Below are 24540 nucleotides of genomic sequence, written 5' to 3'. Positions count from 1 at the left end.
TTCCCTTGATGGACCGGCAGGTCGAGGTGGTCGCGGGCGACCATGTGCTGAGCCGGGTGGCCGGTGCGGTCATTCTGGTCGCGCACCGGGAGCGCGGGCGGCTCACGCCCGAGTCGAAGGCCGTGGTGGCCGCGCGGGCGCTGGGTGAGCTGGTCGCGGAGGCGACCGAGCAGGCGCCGGACGGGCCGGGGCGGTTGGTCGCGCGGCAGGCGACCCGGTGGCTGATGCGGGACGCCGAGCGGATCTCGCCCGGGGAGCCCCTCGAATTCGGGATTCTCACCATTGCCGACACCGGTGGTCTGGCCATCTTCCTGCACGGGTCGGTGACCGCGCTGCTGGCCGGATCGGCGGTCGAGTACTACCGCGGCAGCGATGCCGCCTTCACCGTGGACCGGGTGGCCGAGCCGCCCGCGCGGGCCGCGGCGCTGTTCATCGACGAGGGTCGGCGGCGGCCGCCGGAGCTGCCCGAGCGCGGAATCGGTTCGCTCATCGAGGGACTCGCGCCCGCCGCGGGCGCGGTGGTGTGGTTCGAGGGGGAACCGGTGGTCGCGCGGCGGCCCGCTCGTCCGGTCGGGGCGCGGCAGCGGTCGGTGGAACCGCCACCGCCGACCGCGGCCTTCGACGCCGAACGGGATCGCGAGCCCGAGCCGATCCCCCTGGACCCCAATCTGATTCCCACGCGCACCTCGAATCGGATTCCCGCGGGGCTGGATCCGGACCTCGAGCTGCCGGCGGATCCGCGCACCGAGGGCTTGGACCTGCACCACGCGCCCACCGAGGCGGGCGGCCCCGGCGAGACCGGCGGCACCAACCCCGCGCCCAAACCCGACCCGGATCTGCAGCGCCGGCTCGAGCAGACCGCCAAGGCGACCGCGCTCACCGTCAAGGTGCTCGGATTCAAGTGCGCGCGTGCGCATCCCAGCGATCCGCGCGCCGCCTTCTGCACGGTGTGCGGCATGCCGGTGGATCAGACCCAGCCGGTGGCCGAGGTGATCCGGCCGCCGCTGGGCATGCTGATCCTCGACGACGGCATGACCTACATGGTCGCCGCGGACGCCGTGGTCGGACGCGATCCGGACCAGTCCGAGGCGGCCAAGGCGGGCCTGGTGCCCCTGCGCATCGACGACAACTCCGGCGGCATGTCGCGCGTGCACGCCGAAATCCGCCTGGTCAACTGGGATATCACCCTCGTCGACCGCGGCTCCACCAACGGCACCCGCATCCGCCCGCCCGGCTACCGCGACTGGGTTCGCCTACAACCGAATCAACCGGTCACCCTGATCACGGGCACCGAGGTCATGCTCGGCAACCGAGTCCTGCGCCTCGAACCCGTCGCACCCCCACCCTTCGGCTGAGGGCCCGCACCAGTACCGCTCCCTTGTCATTCCGGCATGCTTTTGGCCGGAATCCACAGCGGGAGGGGTGGATCCCGGCCAAAACCACGCCGGGATGACGGAGGGCCCGCGCCAAGATGCGGGAGGGCCTACGCGTATCGGGAATAGCAGGTGGTTTGGTCGCCCAAAACGCCTGCGCGGAAGGCGTCTACGCGGGCGAAGCCGCTGGGCACCGTTTTGCCGTCGGTATCGCTGGCGGCCAGGCCGTCGGCGAGCAGGCCGGAGATGGCCTGGTCGATATCGCCCGAAGTCAGGGTGATGCCCTGTGATTTGTTGGGATCGGCCAGTTTTCCGGTGATCACACCGGACAGGCAGGCCGCCCGTAGACCGGCCTTCGCGCCGGTCAGCGCCTCGCCCGCGGCATGCTGCACCGCCAGGGTGTAGCGGGAGATGAACACGATGTAGGCGGTGTAGCTGCCGGTTACGTTGGCGGGCAGGGCATCCTGGTCGTCGGCATTGGAAATTCCGCGATCGTGGAGCGCGGGCACATCGGTGCCGATCACATTGGTGGCCGGACAGTAGGTCACCGGCGCCGTATCGGCTCCATTGCGGCAGTTCAGTTTCGCGGTCTCATAGCTGTAGTCGGGCTCCTTCGGAATGGGCAGGATGGTGGCCATCGCCTTGGCCAGGGTCTGCAACGCCGATTGGCTCACCTCGGATTTGCTCTGCCCGGAATCGCCATTGACGCCCTGCGGCAGATTGACGCTGCGCCGGTCGATTTCCTGCTGATCGATGGCCTTGCAGCCCTTCGGGCCATCGGTGAAGCCGATCTGCACCGCCGTCACGCGCTGGAACGCCGAACCGTGCACGCTCTGTGGATCGTCCGGATTCTCGTCGCGGAAGGCGACGGTGGCGGCCAACACCTGATTCAGGCCGTCGGAGGTATTGATGGTGAAGTGTTTGGCCTTGCCCTCGGCCACATTTCGGATGAACGCGCCCGCGAAACAGTCGGCCTGCTGTTCCTTCACGATGGTCGGCGTGCGGGTGCTCACGATCTTGGCCATCTCCTGGATCGCGTGCCCGTACTCGTGGGCCAGGACCATGACCACCGACATCTTCCCGAACTCGTCGGCGACCGCGGGCAGCAGCACGGCGCGGTCCCAGCCGATCGATTTGTCCAGTCGGCAGTAGGCGGCGTTGACGAGTCGGTAACTGGATTGCCCGCAGAACTGTCCGGCCTGCGAGCGCGGCGTCTTGGCACTCCAGGAGATGAACTTGTCGATCGGAGTGAACGTGCCGCCGAACTCCTGCGGGAACTCGCCCTGCCAATAGGTCTGGATATCGTCGAGCGCGTTGAGCACCAGGTGGTCGGTCGCGCCGCCGTCGGAATCCTGTGCGGTCAGCGACGAATCCGGGACGCCCGCGCGGGGACCGTTGGGACCGCTCGTGGTGGGCAGACCGGCTACCTTGAACGGGTCGTCGTAGATGGAAACGGCGTGACCGTGAACAGTTCGTGTACATCCGGTCTGGATCGCGACCGCGACCACCAACACCGCGGCCACAACGAGCAGGCGGCGAATCCCCTCGAACCGGCGTCCACGCACCACCTCCCCCTGGCGTCTCGCCACGTCTACTCCCTCGCAGGCCGACCTGTTGTCCTCCCCGAATTGGGCGGGCGGCCGATAAGCGCGACGCCGGACCTCGGGGCCTTCGCTTATTATTCCGCCATGTCTTCACCGGGGGCGCAGCAGATCACCGTGCGTCATGATGGAACCGAACGGGTCTTCGACGCGAGTCAGCAGATCACCATGGGCCGGGCGCCGGAGGTGACGCTGTTCGTCGACAGCCCGCTGGTGTCCCGGGTGCACGCGACCCTCAGCTACGAGGCCGGGTCGTGGATGCTCACCGACAATGGCAGCACCAACGGCGTTTTCGTGGACGCCCGGCGGCTGAGCACGCCACTGGTCATCAATCGGCCCACCCAGGTGCGGCTCGGCGACGCGATCAGCGGGCCGCTGCTGCATCTGCTGCCGCAGGGCGCGCGGGGAGGCGCGCCGGGACCGCAGCCGCCGCAGCCGCAGCGTCAGGGCATGACGCCGCCGCCGAACCGGCCGCCGTCGCGACCGCAACCCCAGGTGGGGCAGCCGCAGCCGGTGCCGCAGGGCCAGCATTCGCCGTACGCGCAGCAGCGTCCGCCAGTGCAGCAGCGGCCGAATCCGCCGCAGGCGTGGCAGCATCCGAACGCGGCGCAGGCCGGACCGAACGTGGCGCAGGCCGGGCCGAACGTGGCGCAGCGGCCCAATGTGAACCGGCCGCCCTCCGGGCCGATGCACCAGCAGAATCCGGCACAGCATCAGCCGAATCCGGTGCAGCAGCGGCAGACTCCGCCGGTGGGCACCCCGCCCACCCCGAATGTGCCGCGCCCGCCGGTGAATACGCCGCCGCCCGGCGGCGACGCCATCAATATGACCACCAAGGCCGACACCTCGGCCCTGCCGCCGATTCGGGCCCGCGCCTCCACCGCCGCCATCGCGCGCGCCGACCGGATTCCGCGCGACGGCCTGAACATCGGCCGCACCAGCGACAACGAGATCGTGGTCAACGACCCGATGGCCTCGCGCCGCCACGCGCGCCTGGTGCCGGACCGGCAGGGCCTGGCCATCGAGGATCTCAACTCCGCCAACGGCACCTTCGTCAACGGCCGCCGCGAACAGCGCACGCTGCTGCGCGAACGCGACATCATCACCATCGGCAACGTCGACTTCGTCGTGCAGGAGGGCACGCTGGTCCGCCGCCAGCGGCCGGTCGCCGAACAGGGCCTGCACGTGCACGGTGTCGGATTCACCGTCGAGGGCAACAAGCAGCTGCTCATCGATGTGAACATGCAGGCCGGGCGCGGTTCGCTGACCGCGCTGATCGGGCCCTCCGGCGCGGGCAAGTCGACGCTGTCGAAACTCATTGCGGGAACCACGCATCCGTCCGCGGGTGTGGTCACCTTCGAGGGCCGCAATCTGCACGCCGAATACGAGGCGCTGCGCTCCCGCATCGGCATGGTGCCGCAGGACGATGTGCTGCACCGCCAGCTCACCGTCAAGCAGGCGCTCAACTTCGCCGCCCAGCTGCGCCTGCCACCGGACACCAGCAAGGCCGACCGTCAGCAGGTGATCGCCGATGTGCTGAAGGAACTTTCGCTCACCCAGCACGCCGACACCCGCGTGGACCGGCTCTCCGGCGGTCAGCGCAAGCGCGCCTCGGTGGCCATGGAGCTGCTCACCGGCCCCTCGCTGCTGATCCTGGACGAGCCCACCTCGGGCCTGGACCCGGCGCTGGACCGGCAGGTCATGACCATGCTGCGGGAGCTGGCCGACGCCGGGCGCACCGTCATCGTGGTCACGCATTCGGTTGCCTGCCTGGACATGTGCGATCAGGTGCTGTTGCTCGCGCCCGGCGGCAAGACCGCCTTCTGCGGGCATCCGGGCACCGTCGGGCACGTCATGGGGACCAACGACTGGGCCGAGATCTTCGGCCGCGTCGCCGCCGACCCGGATCGCGCCTTCGCGAATTACCGCTCCCGCCAAGCCTTCGCGGAACCGCCCGCGCCGGTGCAGCCGGTGGAGCGGGCGAAGGCGCCGAAATCCAGTCCGCTCAAACAGTTCTCGACGCTGTCGCGGCGACAGCTGCGGCTCATCTTCGCCGACCGCGGCTATCTGGCGTTCCTGGGCATCCTGCCGTTCGTGCTCGGTGCGCTCTCGCTGGTCGTGCAGGGCAAGAACGGCTTCGAGTCGGTCGGCTTCGTGCAGGCTCCGGACGGCAGCTTCGTGCGCGCCAACAACGGTGAGGCGCAACAGCTGCTGGTGGTGCTCATCCTGGGCGCGTGCTTCATGGGCGCGACGCTCACCGTGCGCGATCTGGTCGGCGAGCGGGCCATCTATTACCGCGAGCGCGCGGTCGGGCTGCGGTCCGGGGCGTATCTGATGTCGAAGGTCGTGGTGTTCAGCCTTGCCGCGCTGCTGCAGTCGGCGGTCATGATCGGCATCGTGCTGGCGGTGAAGAAGCCGCCGAGCAAGGGTTCGGTGATTCCGAGCGGCATCGCCGAGCTCTATCTCGATGTCGCGCTGACCGCGGTGACCTGCGTGGTGCTCGGGCTGGCGCTGTCCTCGGTGGCCCGGTCCAACGAGCAGGTCATGCCGCTGCTGGTGGTGATCATCATGGCGCAGCTGGTGATGGCGGGCGGCATGATCCCGGTGACGGGTCGCGTTGTGCTGGATCAGCTTTCCTGGCTGTTCCCGTCGCGCTGGGGTTATTCGGCGGGCGCGTCCACGGTGAACCTGCCGGAGCTGTCGGCCTCGGACGCCGCGCAGAAGGACCATTTCTGGAAGCACACGGTGGCCGCGTGGTCGTTGGACGTGTCCGTGCTGGCCGGGATCGCCATCCTGCTCGCCCTGTTCACCTGGTCGCGCCTGCGGCTGCGGAAGTCGGCGGCGTGATCGGCGATTCGCGCAGGCCGGGGGTGCGAAGTAGGAATCGGTCGCGCACGCGACGGACCGAGCAGGCAGACTGATGACTGTGACGGCTCGAGTTGGGGCAGTGCATCTCGGCTGGGACGTGGTGTCGGTGGCCGCCGGTGGCGGCGGCTCGCCCATCCGCCCGGTCCAGGTCGAGGGCACGTATACACCGCCCGCGTATCTGCTCGCCGATTCATCCGGGCGGCTACACACCGCCGGGGTGGACCGGCGGCCCGACGTCGGCATCGCCATCTCGGATGTGCGCGACATCATCGGGCATCCGCAGATCGTGGTGGCCGGGGCGACCTGGCCCGCCGAGCTGGTGTTCCGGGCGCGCATGCACAATCCGCTCGCGGGGATCGTGGAACACCTGGGCGCGCAGCCCGATGTGGTGGCGCTGCCGTTTCCGGACGAATGGCCCGACCCCAAGGTCGACGAATTCGTGCGGCTGGTCGAGCAACTCGGCGTGCCCGCCGAACCGCTGCCCGAATCCGTCGCGCTCTCCGGTTATGTGCGCGCCCTGGGCGTGGTCCGCGCGCCCGGGCGCGGTCCCGCCGTCGGCGCGGTCGGCGTCTACTCCGACGGCCGCGAATGCCTGGTGGTCGCCGTGCACGGCAATGACGAGGAGCCCACCGAATCGGTGAGCGTCGCCATTACCGCCGAGGCCCTGCACGAGGCGCACGCCGCGGACAATGTGGTCATCGAGGTGATGGCCGCGGCCCGCGCCATCAATGCCGACACCTCGACGGTGCTGTTGACCGGCAATGTCTGCTTCAACGACGCACTGCGCCTGGCCTTCCAGAACCATCTCGGCCACCGCTTCCAGGTCGCCGACCATCCCATGCACGCCCTCGTCCTGGGCGCGACACATCTCCTGGTCGCCGACAGCGAAGGCGACCCGGCCTACGACCGCCCCGCCGCCCCGCCCGCGAGTGCGCCCCGCCCCGCGGGTCAGAGTGCCTCGGCCGCAGCCGGATCCGCGGCGGGTAAGGCCGAATCCCGCCCGGTCGAGCAGGGTCCACGCCACGTACCCGCCACCCCGGACCCGGGCCAGCCCCTGAAACGGCAGCCCGAACCGTTGGCCCAACAGCCGGAAATGGTTCCCCGGCACATGGATTCACCGCCCGGGCCCGAATCCGCCGCGTCGCGCCCGGTTTCCGCGCCGACCGGCGGACCGGCCACGGGCCCGCAGCCGGTGGTCGACTCGGCCGGGCAGACCCGCCGCCTGAGCGCGGAGGAAGCGGCGTTCGCGACCGGTGCGCAGTCGGGTCGTGGTGCCGGAACCGGCCCGCAGGCCACGGTCGATCCGGCCGCCGAGGGAGTGACGCGGCGAATCTCCGCACAGGAGGCGGCATCTCAGGGCGCGATCGCGGGTTCCGGCGGGGGCGTGAACACCGGTCCGGGCGGGGTGACCCAGCACATGACCGCGGAGGAGATCGCGCGGCTGGCCAAGCAGGCGGGGATCTCCGGCACCGCGCAGGCGGGGATTTTCGCGCACGGCCGGCACGAGGCTCCGGCCGATCAGTCCGGCGGTGCGGGCCAAGGGGTTTCGCGCCCCGAAGGCCCGAATACCGGGTCGCAGCCCGTCGTCGGCGGGCGCGGTCCGCTGCCCGCCGGGCTGGAGGGCGTGGGCGGGCGGTTCATGCGGCCGCCGGGCTCGCCCGCCGATGATCAGATGACGGCCGTCGTGGGTCGCGACCAGATCGATGCCGCCGCGGGCCCGCAGGGCTACGGCCGCCCGGGCGTGGGTGCCGAGGCCGGGTACGGTCCGGGGTCCGCTGCCGCGCAAGCGGGTTCACACGGCGGCCCGGGCACCGCGGGCGGCCCTGCGCAGCAGGGCCAGTCCGGCTACGGCTCGGGCGATCAGGCGAGCGGCTATGCCCAGCAGGGCGGGTACGGTCCGGGTTCGGGTGCCGCGCACCAGGGTTCGCCCGGTGGCGCGGGAGGTTCCGCCCAGCAAGGCCAGCCCGGCGGCGGCTATGGCCCGGGTGAACACGCGAGCGGCTACGGCCCGCAGGGTGGTCAATCGAGTGGCCAGGGTGGAGCCCAGGTGGGCGGCGGCTACGGCCAGGGCGCGCAGCCCGGCGGCTATGGTCAGGGCGGCGCTGCGTACGGACCGGGTGGTTCCTACGGGACCGGTCAATCCGGGTCGGGCGCAGGGGCTTCCGGGTATCCGAGCGGTCAGGGCTACGGTACAGCAAATACTTCCGGGGCCGAAGTCGGTGCGCAGGGCGGTGCCGGTCCCTACGGGCCGGGCGGCGCGCAGCCGGGGGCCGGTGGGCAGTATGGCCAGGCCGGGACCTACGGATCACCCGGTGGTTACGGGCAGCAGGGCGGGTACGGCCAGGGCGGCTACGGCGCTCCCGGGGCGTCCGGTGGCTATGGGCCCGAGGGGGATACGTCCGGTTCGGGTCGCGGGGGTTTTGCTGGATCCGGCGGAAACGCTCCTGGTCAGCCCGGCGCGATGTACGGTGGGGCGATGTCCACGGGGGCGCGCCAGCAGAATCCGCAATCGCCGGAAGATGCCGCAGGGCAGTCGGATTCGGAATCCGGCGGCGAGGGCGATCGCAAGCAGCGCAAGGGCAAGCTGTGGGGCAAGATGCGCAAGCCCTTCGGGGCGCCGATCATCATCGGCGCGGCCGCGCTATCGGTGATGGGCATGCACGCGGACGCGCGCGAGCAAAGCTCGGCGGCCCCGGTGTCCAACACGGTGGTTCAGAGGTCCGACACGGTGGTTCAGGTGCGGGCGGCAGTCCGTCCGGTCAATGAATCCTGTGCCGTCACCCCGTTCGTGTCGGGCTCGCCGCATGCGGGCATCGCCACCGTGGGTGATCCGAGGGACCTGGACTGCCTACGCTTCGGCATCGACACGCTGCGCTACACCGTGCCGGGACCGGTACGGGGTGTCGATCCCGGTCCGCCCGTGCACATCTGACCCGTTCATCGCCGACCCATTCGCCGCGAGTCCGTCGGGCACCTGCCATCCGGTGGTCACGCCCAACTGGATTCGCGACAGGCGCGGCGCGGGTCCGGTGTGGCCGGTCAGCACCCACGCGCGTTCGATGGTCAGCCGCAGCACCCGCCACGACGCGTAGAACAGCAGCGCGGCCAGCGGCAGCTCCCCGATTCCGGCGGACAGCAGCGCGAACCACAGATCCGGGCTGTTCCAATCCAGCACGATGTCGAACCAGGCGTCGGCGACCAGCAGCGTGCCGGTGATCATGGCCCACGGAATGAACACCTGCCGTCGCCGCCACGCGTTCCACGCGGTCATGCCGATCGCTGCGGCCAGTGCGAAGTCGAAGCCCACCCAGGCGATGTCCCACTGATCCACCTGTCGCTCCGACGGCAGGCTGACCGACAGATACGCGATCCAGGGCACGAGGAAGACGAGGCTGCCGGTCACCACGGTGAGCAGAATCCAGCGCATGGACCGGGCGCGCGGGTGGCTCGGATTGATGCTGATCGCCATGGCGGCCTCCATTGGCAAACGACTGACTCCAGTGGCAACGACACTCGACCGCCACAGCGGTACCCGTTTCTCCCAATTCAATGCTCGTAACGGAGGAACCTATTCCACTTACGGTGTGATGTAACTCACTCGAGATCTGCCGGGCCGTCGTCGGTTCGGGCCGATTCGAAGGGGGCCGGTGGTCGCTGGTAGTCTCTTCCGTTGGCGTGCGGTACGGCCGGGCAACCGGTTGTCGCACGAGCCCCGGGTCTCCGCCAGGCCGCCGGGATCAGCTCGACCACACGCTTGGCTGGCAACACCTACGACAGACAAGGGATGCACTGTGCCTACGTACAGCCCCAAGGGCGGTGACGTGACCCGCAAGTGGTACGTCATCGACGCCACTGACGTAGTGCTCGGCCGTCTTTCCGTGCAGGCTGCGAACCTGCTGCGCGGCAAGACCAAGCCGACCTACGCGCCGAACGTCGATGGTGGCGATTTCGTCATCATCATCAATGCCGACAAGGTCGCCGTCTCGGGCAACAAGCGCGAAGACAAGGTCCTCTACACCCACTCCGGTCACCCGGGTGGTCTGAAGGGCCGTACCGTGGGCCAGATCCTGGACACCCGCCCCGACCGTCTGGTCGAGCGTGCCGTCAAGGGCATGATCCCGAAGAACAAGCTGGGCAACCAGATCATTCGCAAGCTGAAGGTCTACGCGGGCCCGAACCACCCGCACGCCGCCCAGCAGCCCATCCCCTTCGAGATCAAGCAGGTGGCCCAGTGACCGCTCCCGAAGAATTCAACGACGACTACGTCGTCGAGGACACCGCCGTGGAGGTTGTCGAGGAGGGTGACGGTTACGAGGCCGAGGCCGAGTACACCTCCTACACCGCCGCTCCGGTCGTCATCGACCGTCCGGTCCAGACCGTCGGCCGCCGCAAGGAGGCCGTGGTCCGCGTGCGCCTGGTGCCGGGTTCCGGCAACTTCGTGCTGAACGGCCGCACCATCGAGGATTACTTCCCGAACAAGGTGCACCAGCAGCTGGTGAAGTCCCCGCTCGTCACCGTCGAGCGCACCGAGACCTTCGACATCCACGCTCGCCTGGTCGGCGGCGGCCCGTCGGGTCAGGCCGGCGCCCTGCGCCTGGCCATCGCGCGTGCCCTCATCGAGGTCACCCCGGAGGACCGTCCGGCCCTCAAGCGCGCTGGCTTCCTGACTCGTGACCCGCGTGCCACCGAGCGCAAGAAGTACGGCCTCAAGAAGGCCCGCAAGGCGCCTCAGTACTCGAAGCGCTGATATTGCGCCGTACGGCTCGACCGTGCCCGGTCTTCTCGAAGGCCGGGCACGGTACGGTCTATACGGCAACCTGTACGAGAGCAGGCTCCCGGCAACGGTTTTCGGACCGGTTGGGCGCCTGCTCTCGTGCTGTATCGACCGGTAACCAGCAGGGGTGTTGAGGTAAATGGGACGTTTGTTCGGCACCGACGGTGTGCGTGGGCTCGCGAATGAATCATTGAGTCCGGAACTAGCGCTGCGGGTCTCGTCGGCCGCGGCGCAGGTCTTGAGCCGGGGGAAGAAGCGCGCGCTGGCCGTCGTCGGGCGTGATCCGCGCGCGAGCGGCGAGATGCTGGAGGCTGCGGTCACCGCGGGCCTGACCGCCGCGGGCGTGGACGTGCTGTCGGTCGGTGTGCTGCCGACGCCCGCCGTCGCGTACCTGACCGGCCTGTACGACGCCTGCCTGGGTGTCATGATCTCCGCCTCGCACAATCCCATGCCGGACAATGGAATCAAGATCTTCGCCGCGGGCGGGCACAAGCTGGACGACGCCATCGAGGACCGCATCGAGGCCCTGATCGACGAGGGGACCTATCTGCGGCCCACCGGCGCGGCCATCGGTCGGGTGCTCGGCAACCCGGGCCTGGGCGGGCACGTCTACGACGTGCACGACCGGTACAGCCTCGAGGGCACGCACGAGCGGTACGTCGAGCATCTGGTGCAGGCCACCGGGCGGGACCTGCGCGGGCTCACCGTGGTCGTGGACTGCGCGCACGGCGCGGCCTCCGAGGTCGGGCCGACCGCCTACCGCGAGGCGGGGGCGACGGTCATCGCCATCAATGCCGAACCCGACGGCCTGAACATCAACGACGGTTGCGGCTCCACGCATTTGGAGCAGGTGCAGGCCGCGGTGCGTGAGCACGGCGCGGACCTCGGACTCGCCCACGACGGCGACGCCGACCGCTGCCTGGCCGTGGACGCCACCGGCGCGGTGGTCGACGGCGACGCCATCATGGCGGTGCTGGCGGTGGCCATGCGCGACGCCGGCGAGCTCGCCCAGAACACACTCGTCGCCACCGTCATGAGCAATCTCGGTCTGCACATCGCCATGCGCGAGGCCGGAATCACGGTGCGCACCACCGCCGTCGGCGACCGCTACGTCCTCGAGGACCTGCGCGCGGGCGGCTACACCCTGGGCGGTGAGCAGTCCGGGCACGTGGTGTTCCCGAAGTTCGGCACCACCGGGGACGGCGTGCTCACCGGTCTGAAGCTGATGGCCCGGATGGCCGAAACCGGCCGTGGGCTGGCGGAATTGGCGAGCATCGTGCGGACGGTGCCGCAGGTGCTGATCAATGTGCCGGTGTCGGACAAGGCGGCCGTCGCCGCCGCGCCGTCGGTGCTGGAGGCGGTCGCGGAGGCCGAGCGTCTGCTCGGCGACACCGGTCGAATCCTGCTGCGCCCCAGCGGAACCGAGCAGCTGGTGCGCGTCATGGTGGAGGCCACCGACCCCACCCAGGCCAATCATTTGGCCGACAATCTGGCCAAGCTGGTCGCCGCCGTCTGATCCGGACGCAAGTGGCCATGACCGAAGCGAGTTCGACCGTGCAATCCGGGTCCGAGACAATGCAATCCGGGCCCGGGGCAGTGCAATCCGGCTCCGAGACAATGCAATCCGCGGCCGGGACTCGACTCAATCGGAAGGGCCGAGAAACCCGGCAGCGGCTGCTCGATGTCGCCATCGGATGTCTGGCCGATGGCGGCGGCGAACCGCTGTCGGCCAATCGGGTGGCCAAGGAGGCGGGGGTCAGCTGGGGGACGCTCAAGCATCAGTTCGGGGATATCGACGGGCTGTGGGCGGCGGTACTGGGGGAGTTGACCGATCGCAGCGGTGCCAACAGCCCCTGGCCGCAGATCACCGGTTCGGTGCGGGAGCGGGTTTCGGAGCTGGTCGACGCCATCTGGGACATTCTGAACAGTCCCGAGGGGCGGGCGGTCGAGACGCTGCGGGCCGGATTGCCCAGTGATCAGGGCGAACGGCGGTCGACCTTGCCGCTGACGACGGCCGCCATGGCCCGGTACGAGGACGCGTGGTTGCGGGTCTTCGTCTACGCGCTCGCGGACCTGTCGCTGGATTCGGACAAGGTGCACCGGGTTCAGGCGCTGATTCCCATGGCCATGCGCGGCATCTATAGCGAGCGACGACTGTCCTCCGAGGCGGAATTGGACCGTGCGCGCGACTGTCTGGTCGATGCGCTCGCGATCTACCTGCAGTGACGCTTACTCTTTGAGAACCTTCGTTGACAATTGCGGGCGAGAGGTCCACTGTTACTCCAGCTTTCGCAATCCAGTCAGGAGTGACTCATGTCTCCGTCTCCCGATGAGCAGGGCATGCGGCTGCAGCGCAGCAGCCGCGACACCGCCGCCCTGATTCCGCGCCTCACCGCATGGCTGGCCACCCAGCTGCCCGAGGGCGCGGATCCGGAGCTGACACTCGGCTCCGGAATCGACAGCAACGGCATGTCCGCGGAGACCCTGACACTGACCCTCACCTGGTCGGAAGGCGGCGAGAAGCAAATCGCCGAGTTGATCGCGCGGGTCGTTCCGGCCCCGGAGGACTTTCCCGTCTACGAGCACTACAGCCTCCCGGACCAGTTCGAGGTCATGCGAATCGTGGCCGAGGCCAGCGATGTTCGCGTGCCGCGGGTGCGGTTCCTCGAGCCGACCGGTGACGTGCTGGGCACGCCGTTTCTGCTGATGGATCGGATCGAGGGCCTGGTGCCGCCCGACGTCATGCCCTACACCTTCGGCGACAACTGGCTCTTCGACGCCGACCCCGAGCAACAGCGCCGGCTCCAGGACAGCACGATCCGGACGCTGGCCGCGCTGCACGCGATCCCGGACGCGGCAACCACTTTCGCCTTCCTGGACCCGCGCCAGCCCGGCTCCAGCCTGCTCGAGCGAAACCTGAACCGGGCCCGGGCCTGGTACGAGTACTCGGTTCGCGACACCGGCCCGTCGCCGCTGGTGGAGCGAATCCTGAAGTGGCTCGGGGACAATCTTCCGGAGTCGACCGGCGACACCGTGTTGTCCTGGGGTGACGCGCGACTCGGCAATGTCATGTACCGGGACTTCACGCCGGTCGCGGTGCTCGACTGGGAGATGGCGACCATCGGACCGCGGGAGCTCGACGTGGCGTGGATCGTGTTCGGGCACCGCGTCTTTCACGGCATCGCCAAGACCTTCGGCCTGCCCGGCATGCCGGATTTCATGCGTGAGGAGGACGTGCGCGCCGCCTACGCCGAGCACTCGGGGGTCGAGCTCGCCGACCTCACCTGGTACACGATGTTCGCCGCCCTGAACTACGCCGTCGTCTTTCTGCGCGCCGGCGGCCGCCAGATCCACTTCGGCGAGATGGCGCGGCCCGACGACATCGAGGTGCTGCTGCACCACAAATCGATCGTCGAGCAGATGCTCGCCGAGCTCGGCGCTTGATCGCCCGTCCCTTCGCTGTCGAAAACCTCTGGGAAAGCACAACTCTCGTGATCGAACAACTCAATGAACTGGCCTACTACTGCATCACCCGGCACCCGGCCGACGCGCGCGTCCTGATCCCGGAGGCCCGCGACGCGGAGCGGATCGGCCTGGGCTCCTGCATGATCGGCGAGCGCATGACCGTCAAGGACTCCGCGGTCCTGTCCGGCGGCCTCGCGGGCTGCACCACCGATCTCGGAATCGCGGCGGCCGCGACCAACCACCACACCCGCCACCCCATGGTGACCGCGACCATGGGTTCGACCATGCAGGCCCTCACCGAGGGCCGCTACGCCATGGCGTTCGGCCGCGGCATGGCCGCGAACTGGAAGGCGATCGGCCTGCCCACCGTCACCGAGGCGCGGCTGCGCGACTTCGTCGGCATCCTGCGCCGCCTGTGGGCGGGCGAGACGATCGTGAATCATGATGGCCCCGCGGGCAAATGGCCGGTGCTCTACCACCAGAACGGCCTCGACGAAGCGCCCCCGATCGGTTTCGTCGCCGTCGGCCCCAAGACCATGGAACTGGCCGGTGAGATCGGCGACTTCGTCGTGCTCCACACCTTCTTCTCCGACGAGGCGACCGCGAATTCCATTGCGGCCGTGCGCCGGGGCGCGGAACGCGCGGGCAAGGACCCCGACAGCGTCCGAATCTGGTCCTGTCTGGCCACCGCCAGCGACGCGCTGTCCGAAGAGGATCAACTGCGCCGCCGCACCGGCCGACTCATCACCTACCTGCAGGCCTATGCCGACATCCTGGTGTCCGCCAACGGCTGGGATCCCCAGGTGTGGGAGCGGATTCGCGCCACCGAGCTCTTTCAGAACGCCGCGGCCGCGGGCCCGATCGACGCCTCGGCCTCCTTCGAAACCCTGCAACGGCTCGACGCCATGATCCCCGCCGAATGGCTCACCTCGGCCGCCTACGGCACTCCCGAGCAGTGCGTGAAGAAGATCGCCCGCGAATACGATCTCGGCTGCCACTCGGTGATCATGCACGGCGCCAGCCCGCATGAACTGGAATCGGTGGTCGCGGCCTACCGCGCCAACCGCCCCACCCTGCCCCGGGCCGTTGCCGCCAACCCGGGAAAGTTCGCCTGACAGCGCGGTTCAGGGATGCCCGGCAGCGTTCAGCCGCGTAATCGCATCTCGCAGCGTCGCGTCCTCTTTGCAATAGGCGAATCGGACCAGGGTGTTCCAGTTCCCGCGGGCGGAGAGGGCGGCGACCGGGATGGCGGCCACGCCCGCGCGGGCCGGTAGGTCGCGGCAGAAGGCGGTGCCGTCGGTGCCGACGTCGACGCAGACGAAATAGCCTCCCGCGCTGCGCTTCACATCGAAGCCCAGGTCGCGCAATCCGGTCGAGAGGGTCCGGTATTTGCGCTGGAGGGCGGCGCGATTCGCCGCGGCCCACTGCTGTTCGTGCGCCAGCGCGTGCGCGATGGCGGGCTGGAACGGGGACGGCGGCACGAAGGTCAGGTACTGCTTGGCCGCGAAGACCGCGTTGATCAGTGGCTCGGGTCCCAGGGCCCAGCCGATGCGCCAGCCGGTGACATTGAAGGTCTTGGCGGGGCCGGAGATGACGATGGTGCGGTCGCGCATGCCCGGGAGGGAGGCGATCGAAGTGTGCGGGATGGCGTCGAAGACCAGGTGTTCGTACACCTCGTCGGAGATCACGGGAAGGTCGTGGTCGCAAGCCAATTCGGCGATGGCGCGCAGATCGTGGTCGCTCAGCAGTGAGCCGGTCGGGTTGTGCGGCGAGTTCAGCACCAGCAGACGGGTTTTCGGGTTGATGGTGCGGCGCAGCTCGTCGAGGTCGAGGGTGAAGCCGTCGCCGTCGGGGACCATGGCCACGGTGCGTCTCGTGGCTCCCGTCAGGGCTACCGCGGCCGGATACGAGTCGTAGTACGGCTCGATGAGGATCACCTCGTCGCCCGGTTCCACCAGTCCGAGCAGGGCGGCGGTCAGGGCCTCGGTGGCACCGGCGGTCACCACCACTTCCGTTGCCGCGTCGTATTTTTCGCCCATATGCCGGGCACGCTCGGCGACGATGGCGTCGCGCAGCACCGGTTGGCCCTTGGCCGAGGTGTAGTGGTTCACGCCGGTGGCGATGGCGGCGCGGGCGGCGTCGTGCATGGCCCGCGGGCCCTCGTAATCCGGAAAGCCCTGGCCCAGGTCGATGGCCCCGTGCGTCACCGCCAGCTGGGAGATCTCACCGAATACCGAGGTGCTGTAGGGCCGCAGGCGGGGGACGAGCATGGTCTACCTAGAGGGTCTCCGTGAGGGTGCCGTCGCTGAGGTGCCAGCGGCGGGTGGCCCGGACATTGTCGAGCATGCGGCGGTCGTGGGTCACCAGCAGCACTGTGCCCTCGAAGGATTCGACCGCCTGCTCGAGCTGCTCGATGGCGGGCAGGTCCAGGTGGTTGGTGGGTTCGTCGAGGACGAGCAGGTTCACGCCGCGGGCCTGGAGCAGCGCGAGGGCCGCGCGAGTGCGCTCGCCGGGGGAGAGAGTGTCGTTGGGGCGCATGACATGTGGGCCGCGCAGGCCGAATTTCGCCAGCAGGGTGCGGACATCGGCTTCGTTCCAGTCGGGGACCTCGGCGCTGAACGTGTCGGCGAGGGAGGCGGTGCCGCGGAACAGGCCGCGCGCCTGATCGACCTCGCCGATGGCGACGCCCGAACCGAGTGCGGCGGATCCGCTGTCCGGCTTCGTCTTTCCGAGCAGCAGGGACAGCAAAGTGGACTTGCCCGCGCCGTTCGCACCGGTCAGGACGATGCGGTCGCCCCAATCCACCTGCACAGTCACCGGTCCCAGGGTGAAGTCGCCGCGGCTGACGGTCGCGCCGGACACGGTGGCCACCACCGCGCCGCTGCGCGGGGCGGCGGCGATGGACATGCGCAGTTCCCACTCCTTGCGTGGTTCCTCCACCGTCTCCAGGCGTTCGATGCGCCGCACGGTCTGCTTGACCTTGGACGCCTGCTTCTCGGTGGCTTCCGCGCGGGCCTTGCGGCCCATCTTGTCCGAATCCGCCTTCGACTTGCGGCGGGCATTGCGGACACCGTGTTCCATCCAGTTGCGCTGCATATTCGCCCGCGCTTCCAAACCGGCCTTGGTGTCGGCGTATTCGTCGTACGCCTCGCGGGCGTGGCGGCGGGCGACGGCCCGCTCCTCCAGATAGGACTCGTAGCCGCCGTCGTAGACGCCGACCTGCTGTTGGGCCAGATCCAGTTCGACAATGCGATTCACGGTGCGCGCCAGGAACTCCCGGTCGTGGCTGATCACCATGAGGGGCTCGCGGACGCCGGTCACGAACTGTTCCAGGCGGGCCAGGCCGTCCAGGTCCAGGTCATTGGTGGGCTCGTCGAGCAGCAGAATGTCGAAGCGGGACAACAGGACCGAGGCCAGTCCGGCGCGGGCGGCCTGACCGCCGGAGAGCACGGTCATGGGGGTGTCCAGGCCGTGCGGGAGACTTTCGGCCAGCCCGAGGTCGGCGGCGACCTCCTCGGCGCGCTGCTCCAGGTCCGCGCCGCCGAGGGCGAGCCAGCGCTCCAGGGCGGGGGAGTACTCGTCCGCGCCGCCGTCGGCGAGGCGTTCGGCGGCGGCGTCCATGGTCTGCTGGGCGGCGCTCACGCCGGTGCGGCGGCGCAGGAATTCCAGGACGGTCTCGCCCGGGACGCGCTCGGGCTCCTGGGCCAGGTAGCCGACGGTGGCGTCGGGCGGGCTGAGCACGATCTCGCCCTCGGGGGCGTGGCCGTCGGCGAGCATGCGCAGCAGCGTGGATTTCCCGGCGCCGTTCACGCCGACCAGCCCGATCACATCGCCGGGGGCGAGGATCAGGTCCAGGTCGGAGAACAGGATCCGCTCACCGTGTCCGGCGGCCAGGCCGCGCGCATGCAGAGTGGTGCTCACCAGGGGGATTCTGCCGTGTTCAGGGTGCCACCCTGATTTCGGGCCTCGGAAAGTTCAGGGTCGGAATGGGGCGTGGGACCGATGTGGCCGATGATCGAACTCGGCACAGTGGAGGCATGACAAACCAGTACCCCACTTCGACCACCAAGCGCCTGACCCGCTCGAACACCGACAAGTGGATCGGCGGCGTCTGTGGCGGCCTCGCCGAGTACCTCGGCTGGAACGCCAACCTGGTTCGCATCCTGTTCGTGGCGTCCTGCCTGCTGCCCGGACCGCAGTTCCTGCTCTACATCGCGCTCTGGATCATCATCCCCAAGCGGTGAGTTATCCCCAGGGGGCGAGTTATCCACATTCGGTATCGAAGGTGATGCGGGGCGTTCGCCCGGGTGACAGGATGAGAGCCACGTCACTGCGGAGGAGCGCACATCATGGTCACATCGGGTGATCTGCCCGGGCTGGATCTGCCTGGTTTCGACGCACATTCGGAACTGGGCGAGCTGGGTGCGGTGGAGTTGTCGCACCCCACACAGGATCTCGACGGTGATGGGCTACTCGATACCGTGACCACCGGCACCGACCACGCCATGCAGGTGTGGACGGATCTGGATCACGACGGGTTCGCCGACCATGTGACCGTGGTGGACACCGGGGGAGACTTCTCGGCCTGGGAATTCCACCACAATACGGACGGCACCACCGAATGGGTGCGCACAGACACCGGACACCTCGGCAAGTAGACGGGGCGGGGGTTCACGGGGAATTCGAGGGGGAATCATGGGCGGATCAGCTGATTTCGGCGTGCGCGTGTCCAGCCTGCACGCTGCGGCGGCGACACTGCGCGAGAATGCGACTGCCCTGCACCGGCATTCGCGTGCGGTGGGGGAGCATGCCTGCGGTGGGCACGCGGCGGGACGCGACTACGCGATGCAGGGGAAGGCGATTCACCAAGGCTTCGAACGGATCGCGGCCTGTTTGCGCTACTGGTCCGAGGCCTCGGCGGCGACCGCGGAGGTATTCGACCGCGCCGCCGGCGAATACGCCCGGATAGACCGAGAGCGCGCCGCTTCGCTCGTAGGTGCCACCGACCGCGGCGAGGTGGGGTGATGAATTTCGATGCCTCTGGGCAGTCCGTCGATCGGATTCTCGATTACGGTGCGCCGGGTCTGCGGTATTGGGAGCATTTTCTTCCCCTGTACGCCAAGGCCTTCGGCGATTCTCACGGCCCGGCGCTCCCCGACCTCTATGCCCGCTACGACGAGCAGCGCGGTGCCGACCTCGCTGAATTCGACGCCGCCCGGGCCGCATTGGACGAGGCGATGACCGACGCCGAGACTCGTTGGGCATCCCATCGAGCTCTGGCAGCGGGTCTGCCCGCCGCCTGGACCGGCGCGACCGGCCCCGAAGCCGCCGCCATCGTGAATTCCCAATTGCGCCGGTCCCGTGAGGATCTCGACGCGGCGCGCACCGCCTGCACCGCACTCGCCGCTGCCATCGACCCGCTCCGCGAATCGGTGCTCGCCAAGGCCGAGGTCGCCCTCGCCCTTCTCGAACCCACGGCTTCCGGTGAGGGTCGCGTGTCCATCGACGGCAAGACCCCCGACGATGTCGACGCCCTCATCTCCATCGGCGACGACCACTGGATGACCACCACCTTCCGCCCCGACGTCGAGCGCAAACTCACCACCTTCACCGCCGCCTGCGACGCCACCCACCACGCCTTCGAATCCCACTACCGCACCATCCTCACCGCCCTCACCCAGGTCATCGACCACCCCTACCCCCAACCCTCCCCGGCCCTCCTGCCCCAACCGGACCCGACCCCAACCCCGAATCCACCCCCATCCCAACAACTTCCGACCCAGTCCTACCCGGCGGCATCATCATCGCCCTATCCGGTGTCGTCGCAGCCGACAATGGTTCCCCGGCCGCAACAGACGACGCCCGGGGCCGCCTATTCGCCAACGCCCGCCATCTCGCCCGAAACCACAGCCGCCCAGTCCGATTCGACCGAACCGGCAGCTGCCACTGAACCGGCGTCCTTACTGCCTGCTTCGTCGACGAGTTCGGAAGCCACCCAGCCACAATCCGACCAGTTTGCCCGAACTTTGAAAGACACCCTCGAAAAGCTCGAAACCGGCTTCCAACAGGGCATCACCGCAGCCCTCGAGAAGCTCGGCTCCCTCACGACCCAAATCCCAACCCCCTCAACCAACTCCGACCCCGCCTCGGACCCCAATTCCGACTCAACCCCCAAACCCGACGCTGCTCCCAATTTCGAGCAGCCCCACGTGGATGCTCTGTCCCTCCCGTCCGGCCGTCTCGAATTCGACCTCGCCGGAAAACATTTCCTCCTCGAACGCACCCCCGACGGCACCCTGACCCTCGCCATCACCGACGAGTCCGGCCAAACCCACACCTACACGGTCACATTCGACCAGAACGGCAATCCCACCCTCACATCCACCGACTCCCCGCCCAGCTCGCCTGAGCATGTCGAGTCGCCACAGCCCAGCGCGGCCCACGAGCCCCAACCGACCACTCCCGCGCAGCCCGACTGCACACCACGGACCGGTGCCGCGCCCGACGGGCCGGCCACCCCGTCGCCGGACGGTTGTCCCGCACTCAATGAGGGCGAGTCACCGCAGCCCGGTGCGAACCAAGCCCCGCCCGCCTGCCCCACCGGTCCCGAACCCGCCGCGCCAGCGCCAGCACCGGATAGTTCCGTGCCGCCGGAGGTTTCGCCGTCCCCCGGCGAGCATGCTGCGGACCCCTCCGTGCTCGCGCCACCGGACACCCCGACACCGCCCGCGCCGGTCGACCCACCATTCGCCAATGGAGACGCGACCCAGCCGCCGACACCCGCGCCGACGCTGCTCGCTCCCGACCAGACAACCGAGATCCCAGAGGGTGGTGTCGAAATCCCGGAGCTACCGCCAACTCCCGCTGCGCAGCCATGAGGTGGGCACCTTCTCCGTCCGGCGCATGGCCTCCTGAGCTTGCCGCCACCTCATCGTATGCCGCCGAATCCGCCGCGCGAGCGCTACCGCTGGATAGTTCCGCGCCGCTGGAGATTTCGCCGCCGCGGGGAGCGTGACACGCGGCCAAGTGCCGCTCCGGCGCTGGGTGGTCTGGACGGTGGCTGGCGCTACTTGCGGAGGGCCTGGATCAGTTGGAGGACGGGGAGTTTTTGGGGCTGGTCGGGTTCGTCTTCGGTGGCGTCGGGGTCTACGAGTTGGGTGTGGGGGATGACGGCTTCGGGGTCGGCGAAGGGTTTGTATTTCTTGTCGCCCAGGACGGTGTAGTTGAGGTAGCCGATGAGAAGGGCTCGGGTGAGGCGTTCGGTTTTGGGCTCGTGCTTGCCCGCGCCGAGGGCGGCCAGGGCGCGGCGGCCCTCGACCATGCCGTTGTGGGTGGCCTTGTCCAGGGAGCGGAGGATGGCGCCCTCGCCCCAGGCCGAGGCCAGCGGGATGGCGTCGGAGCTGACCGCGTCGATATCGGTGGCACCGGCCAGGATCAGGGCGGGGGCGTCGACCTTGGGGGCCAGCGCCGCGGCGGAGGGGGCGGTCGGGGCGGGGTAGAGGGCGGCGACGGCGGCCACCTCGCGCTGCGAGGCGGCGATGACGGCCGCGCCCGCGCCCATGCCGTGCCCGGCCAGGGCCAGGCGGTCGGGGTGGACGCTGATATTGCCCGCGCCCAACCGCACACCGATGCAGATGTCCAGGGTGGTCAGCAGATCCGTCGCCAGGTTCAGGTGCGAGGGGATCGGTCCGCGTTCGGTGTCGGGCGCGGCGGCCACATATCCCCAGGAGGCCAGATGCTCGAACAGTCGCCGGTAGTTGCCGACCCCGGTCAGCCAGCCGTGCCCGAACGCCACCGCGGGCAGATTGAGCCCCTTCCCGGGCGTGTACACCACCCCGGGCAGCCCGGCGATGCCGAGGTTCCCGCGCAGCACCTCATGCGGGCCGCGCAGGGTCAGAGTGCTCAGGAGCGATTTCACAGACGCCGACACGGACTAGAACCTATCCGATCAACATGTACTTGGGGCGTTTCGCCCGGTCGGATATCGACTCGGATTCATGCGGGGGTGTCATCCCGTTAGGCTATGGGCCCATGTGCGGAATCGTGGGGTATGTGGGGTACCGGGACGCGCTCGGGGTTGTGGTTGATGCGTTGCGCCGCATGGAATATCGAGGGTACGACTCCGCCGGGGTGGCCATCCTGGACGGTGCCGGGGGCCTGGCCGTGGAGCGCAAGGCGGGCCGCCTGGCCAACCTCGAGGCCGAACTCGACGACGGCGGCCGTGACCGTTTCGCCGGATCCACCGGCATGGGACACACCCGCTGGGCCACGCACGGCGCGCCGACCGACCGCAATGCCCACCCGCACCGCGACCACACCGGCCGGGTTGCGGTGGTACACAACGGCATCATCGAGAACTTCGCGCCGCTGCGCCGCGAACTCGAGGAGGCCGGGGTCGAACTCGGCAGCGACACCGACACCGAGGTGGCCGTCCACCTGGTCGCCCGCGCCTACGCCAAGGGCGACACCGCCGGTGACTTCGTCGCCTCGGCCCTCGCCGTGGTGCGTCGCCTGGAAGGCGCGTTCACCCTGGTCTTCACCCACGCCGACCATCCGGGCACGATCGTCGCCGCCCGCCGCTCCACCCCGCTGGTGGTCGGCGTCGGCCAGGGCGAGATGTTCATCGCCTCCGACGTGACCGCCTTCATCGAACACACCCGGGAGGCAGTCGAACTCGGGCAGGACCAGGCGGTCGTCATCACCGCCGACAGCTACCGGGTCACCGACTTCCACGGCGCGACCGAGGGCGTGCGCACCCGCCCCTTCACCATCGACTGGGATCTGGCCGCCGCCGAGAAGGGCGGCTACGACTACTTCATGCTCAAGGAGATCCAGGAGCAGCCCACCGGTGTCGCCGACACTCTGATCGGCCATTACGCGGGCGGCAAGATCGTGCTCGACGAGCAGCGCCTGGCCGAGCAGGAATTGCGCGAGGTCGACAAGGTCTTCGTGGTGGCCTGCGGCAGTTCGTATCACGCGGGCCTGCTGGCCAAATACGCCATCGAGCACTGGACCCGGCTGCCCGTCGAGGTCGAGCTGGCCAGCGAATTCCGTTACCGCGACCCGGTGCTGGACCGCTCCACCCTGGTGGTCGCCATCTCCCAGTCCGGCGAGACCGCCGACACGCTGGAGGCCGTGCGCCACGCCAAGGAGCAGAAGGCGCGAGTCCTGGCCATCTGCAATACCAATGGCGCGCAGATCCCGCGCGAGGCCGACGCCGTGCTCTACACCCGCACCGGACCGGAGATCGGGGTCGCGTCCACCAAGGCGTTCCTGGCCCAGATCACCGCCAACTACCTGGTCGGGCTGGCATTGGCGCAGGCGCGCGGCACCAAGTACCCGGACGAGGTGGCGCGCGAATACGCCGAACTCGAGTCCATGCCGAAACTCGTTGCCCAGGTGCTGGAATCGGCCGAGCGGGTGCGGGCCATCGCCCGGGAGTTCGCGCAGGTGCCGACGGTGCTGTTCCTGGGCCGCCACGTCGGCTACCCGGTCGCGCTCGAAGGGGCGTTGAAGCTCAAGGAATTGGCGTACATGCACGCCGAGGGCTTCGCGGCGGGCGAGCTCAAGCACGGGCCGATCGCCCTCATCGAGGACGGCCTGCCGGTGTTCGTGGTCATGCCCTCGCCCAAGGGACGCGCGGTGCTGCACTCCAAGCTGCTCAGCAATATTCGCGAGATCCAGGCCCGGGGCGCGCGCACCATCGTCATTGCCGAGGAGGGCGACGACACGGTGCGGCCCTTCGCCGACCACCTGATCGAAATCCCCTCGGCCCCAACGCTGTACCAGCCGCTGCTGTCCACCGTCCCGCTGCAGATCTTCGCCGCCGAGGTGGCGCAGGCGCGCGGCTACGACGTCGACAAGCCCCGCAACCTGGCAAAGTCGGTCACCGTCGAATAGCTACTGGACGGTGACGGTGCCCTTCATCTCGGGGTGCAGGGGGCACAGGTAGCGGTAGACGCCGGGCGTGGTGAAGGTGTGGCTCCACTCGCCCTTGTGAATGATCGGGCTGTTGATGCCCAGCGCGACATCGCCGATGCCCTGCACCGCGTGCGGGGCACGGTCGTCGAACTTCCAGGTCACGGTGTCCCCGGCCTTGATGGTGATCTCGGCCGGGGAGAACTTCATGTCCTTCACCTCGACCGTGGCCGCGGCCGCCGGAGCGGGGGTGGTGGGGGCCGCCGCCGACGTGGACGCCGGAGCCGCCGTGGTGGAGGTCGCGGTGTTCGAGCCGGTGGACGAGCAGCCCCCGGCGACCAGCGCTCCCGCCACGACGGCGACGAGAAGCAGGGCACGCGAGGATGACTGGCGGCGGATCGGCATATCGGCCAGGTTAGTCCCCGCCGATAGCGGGCCGTTCGCGGGCACCCGTGCTGACCTGCGGCGCGGCGCGACGGGCGTAGTCTGCACAAGCGCAGACAGGTGGGGCCGGGGCCGCGGACAGGTTGGGGCACGGGCC

20 protein-coding genes are annotated in these 24540 nt (G+C 69.1%); 14 read left to right on the top strand and 6 right to left on the bottom strand.

The features are described from left to right. Positions 1-8: 8 nt before the first annotated feature. Positions 9-1355, top strand: a complete 1347-nt coding sequence (locus VMT65_RS18095; protein WP_326309450.1) for an FHA domain-containing protein — start codon at positions 9-11, stop codon at positions 1353-1355. A 128-nt stretch (positions 1356-1483) separates the two neighbouring features. Here the strand turns inward: VMT65_RS18095 and VMT65_RS18090 are convergent, their stop codons facing one another. After that, a complete protein-coding gene (locus VMT65_RS18090) occupies positions 1484-2962 on the bottom strand; it encodes a metallopeptidase (RefSeq protein WP_442790263.1) in 1479 nt (492 codons plus the stop codon). Positions 2963-3061: 99 nt separating this feature from the next. On the opposite strand from VMT65_RS18090, the gene VMT65_RS18085 reads away from it, so the two are divergent. Further along, positions 3062-5821 (top strand): FHA domain-containing protein, encoded by a 2760-nt coding sequence (locus tag VMT65_RS18085; protein ID WP_326309449.1) that lies wholly within the window; start codon positions 3062-3064, stop codon positions 5819-5821. A 79-nt stretch (positions 5822-5900) separates the two neighbouring features. Beyond that, positions 5901-8774 carry a hypothetical protein gene (locus VMT65_RS18080; RefSeq protein ID WP_326309448.1) on the top strand — a complete coding sequence of 958 codons (2874 nt, stop codon included), beginning with the start codon at positions 5901-5903 and terminating at the stop codon, positions 8772-8774. Here the strand turns inward: VMT65_RS18080 and VMT65_RS18075 are convergent. Next, the gene (locus VMT65_RS18075; protein WP_326309447.1) at positions 8691-9311 is read right to left on the bottom strand and encodes a hypothetical protein; all 621 of its coding nucleotides are present in this window, start codon (positions 9309-9311) and stop codon (positions 8691-8693) included. The two genes, VMT65_RS18080 and VMT65_RS18075, sit on opposite strands and share 84 nt — an antisense overlap. 322 nt (positions 9312-9633) lie before the next feature. On the opposite strand from VMT65_RS18075, the gene rplM reads away from it, so the two are divergent. The 6 genes from rplM to VMT65_RS18045 all read left to right on the top strand — a co-directional run bounded on the left by rplM (position 9634) and on the right by VMT65_RS18045 (position 15196). Next, positions 9634-10077 carry a 50S ribosomal protein L13 gene (rplM, locus tag VMT65_RS18070; protein WP_326309446.1) on the top strand — a complete coding sequence of 148 codons (444 nt, stop codon included), beginning with the start codon at positions 9634-9636 and terminating at the stop codon, positions 10075-10077. Continuing rightward, the gene (gene rpsI, locus VMT65_RS18065) at positions 10074-10589 is read left to right on the top strand and encodes a 30S ribosomal protein S9 (protein WP_326309445.1); all 516 of its coding nucleotides are present in this window, start codon (positions 10074-10076) and stop codon (positions 10587-10589) included. Before rplM ends, rpsI begins: the two co-directional genes overlap by 4 nt. A gap of 166 nt (positions 10590-10755) precedes the next feature. Continuing rightward, the gene (gene glmM / locus VMT65_RS18060; protein ID WP_326309444.1) at positions 10756-12132 is read left to right on the top strand and encodes a phosphoglucosamine mutase; all 1377 of its coding nucleotides are present in this window, start codon (positions 10756-10758) and stop codon (positions 12130-12132) included. Positions 12133-12149: 17 nt separating this feature from the next. Continuing rightward, entirely contained in the window at positions 12150-12842 is a 693-nt protein-coding gene (locus VMT65_RS18055) for a TetR/AcrR family transcriptional regulator (RefSeq protein ID WP_326309443.1), read from the top strand. A gap of 87 nt (positions 12843-12929) precedes the next feature. Next, complete coding sequence (locus VMT65_RS18050; protein ID WP_326309442.1) at positions 12930-14060, top strand: phosphotransferase family protein; 1131 nt, start codon at positions 12930-12932, stop codon at positions 14058-14060. A 50-nt stretch (positions 14061-14110) separates the two neighbouring features. Next, on the top strand, positions 14111-15196 hold the full coding sequence (locus VMT65_RS18045) for a TIGR03857 family LLM class F420-dependent oxidoreductase (protein WP_326310290.1): 1086 nt from the start codon (positions 14111-14113) through the stop codon (positions 15194-15196). 9 nt (positions 15197-15205) lie between these two features. On the opposite strand, the gene VMT65_RS18040 is transcribed toward VMT65_RS18045, so the two are convergent. Next, entirely contained in the window at positions 15206-16351 is a 1146-nt protein-coding gene (locus tag VMT65_RS18040; protein WP_326309441.1) for an aminotransferase class I/II-fold pyridoxal phosphate-dependent enzyme, read from the bottom strand. A 7-nt stretch (positions 16352-16358) separates the two neighbouring features. Next, on the bottom strand, positions 16359-18002 hold the full coding sequence (locus tag VMT65_RS18035) for an ABC-F family ATP-binding cassette domain-containing protein (RefSeq protein WP_326309440.1): 1644 nt from the start codon (positions 18000-18002) through the stop codon (positions 16359-16361). Between the two features lie 116 nt (positions 18003-18118). On the opposite strand from VMT65_RS18035, the gene VMT65_RS18030 reads away from it, so the two are divergent. The 4 genes from VMT65_RS18030 (at position 18119) to VMT65_RS18015 (ending at position 20959) form a co-directional block, all read left to right on the top strand. Then, positions 18119-18325, top strand: a complete 207-nt coding sequence (locus VMT65_RS18030; protein WP_326309439.1) for a PspC domain-containing protein — start codon at positions 18119-18121, stop codon at positions 18323-18325. Between the two features lie 105 nt (positions 18326-18430). After that, on the top strand, positions 18431-18739 hold the full coding sequence (locus VMT65_RS18025) for a DUF6802 family protein (protein WP_326309438.1): 309 nt from the start codon (positions 18431-18433) through the stop codon (positions 18737-18739). Between the two features lie 37 nt (positions 18740-18776). Continuing rightward, positions 18777-19106, top strand: coding sequence for a hypothetical protein (locus tag VMT65_RS18020; RefSeq protein ID WP_326309437.1), 330 nt, complete (start codon positions 18777-18779; stop codon positions 19104-19106). Then, positions 19106-20959: a hypothetical protein gene (locus tag VMT65_RS18015; RefSeq protein WP_326309436.1), complete on the top strand. Its 1854-nt coding sequence runs from the start codon at positions 19106-19108 to the stop codon at positions 20957-20959. Before VMT65_RS18020 ends, VMT65_RS18015 begins: the two co-directional genes overlap by 1 nt. A gap of 188 nt (positions 20960-21147) precedes the next feature. Here the strand turns inward: VMT65_RS18015 and VMT65_RS18010 are convergent, their stop codons facing one another. Beyond that, positions 21148-22011, bottom strand: coding sequence for a poly(ethylene terephthalate) hydrolase family protein (locus tag VMT65_RS18010; protein WP_326309435.1), 864 nt, complete (start codon positions 22009-22011; stop codon positions 21148-21150). Between the two features lie 101 nt (positions 22012-22112). Between VMT65_RS18010 and glmS the strand changes: the two genes are divergently transcribed. Beyond that, positions 22113-23981, top strand: coding sequence for a glutamine--fructose-6-phosphate transaminase (isomerizing) (gene glmS, locus VMT65_RS18005; RefSeq protein WP_326309434.1), 1869 nt, complete (start codon positions 22113-22115; stop codon positions 23979-23981). On the opposite strand, the gene VMT65_RS18000 is transcribed toward glmS, so the two are convergent. Beyond that, entirely contained in the window at positions 23982-24404 is a 423-nt protein-coding gene (locus tag VMT65_RS18000; RefSeq protein ID WP_326309433.1) for a cupredoxin domain-containing protein, read from the bottom strand. Positions 24405-24540: the final 136 nt, after the last annotated feature.

This window comes from Nocardia sp. CDC153, from assembly GCF_035818515.1.
In the GTDB taxonomy this organism is placed as follows: domain Bacteria; phylum Actinomycetota; class Actinomycetes; order Mycobacteriales; family Mycobacteriaceae; genus Nocardia.
Note: the sequence above shows the minus strand (reverse complement) of the source record. Positions and strands in the feature narration are given on the sequence as shown.

Bases quoted from the DNA above. Each gene is read 5' to 3' on its own strand.
- VMT65_RS18015 (WP_326309436.1), top strand. From the start codon at position 19,106: ATGAATTTCGATGCCTCTGGGCAGTCCGTCGATCGGATTCTCGATTAC.
- VMT65_RS18000 (WP_326309433.1), bottom strand. From the start codon at position 24,404: ATGCCGATCCGCCGCCAGTCATCCTCGCGTGCCCTGCTTCTCGTCGCC.
- glmS (WP_326309434.1), top strand. From the start codon at position 22,113: ATGTGCGGAATCGTGGGGTATGTGGGGTACCGGGACGCGCTCGGGGTT.
- VMT65_RS18055 (WP_326309443.1), top strand. From the start codon at position 12,150: ATGACCGAAGCGAGTTCGACCGTGCAATCCGGGTCCGAGACAATGCAA.
- glmM (WP_326309444.1), top strand. From the start codon at position 10,756: ATGGGACGTTTGTTCGGCACCGACGGTGTGCGTGGGCTCGCGAATGAA.
- VMT65_RS18040 (WP_326309441.1), bottom strand. From the start codon at position 16,351: ATGCTCGTCCCCCGCCTGCGGCCCTACAGCACCTCGGTATTCGGTGAG.
- VMT65_RS18075 (WP_326309447.1), bottom strand. From the start codon at position 9,311: ATGGCGATCAGCATCAATCCGAGCCACCCGCGCGCCCGGTCCATGCGC.
- VMT65_RS18025 (WP_326309438.1), top strand. From the start codon at position 18,431: ATGGTCACATCGGGTGATCTGCCCGGGCTGGATCTGCCTGGTTTCGAC.
- VMT65_RS18020 (WP_326309437.1), top strand. From the start codon at position 18,777: ATGGGCGGATCAGCTGATTTCGGCGTGCGCGTGTCCAGCCTGCACGCT.
- VMT65_RS18030 (WP_326309439.1), top strand. From the start codon at position 18,119: ATGACAAACCAGTACCCCACTTCGACCACCAAGCGCCTGACCCGCTCG.
- VMT65_RS18095 (WP_326309450.1), top strand. From the start codon at position 9: ATGGACCGGCAGGTCGAGGTGGTCGCGGGCGACCATGTGCTGAGCCGG.
- VMT65_RS18085 (WP_326309449.1), top strand. From the start codon at position 3,062: ATGTCTTCACCGGGGGCGCAGCAGATCACCGTGCGTCATGATGGAACC.
- VMT65_RS18050 (WP_326309442.1), top strand. From the start codon at position 12,930: ATGTCTCCGTCTCCCGATGAGCAGGGCATGCGGCTGCAGCGCAGCAGC.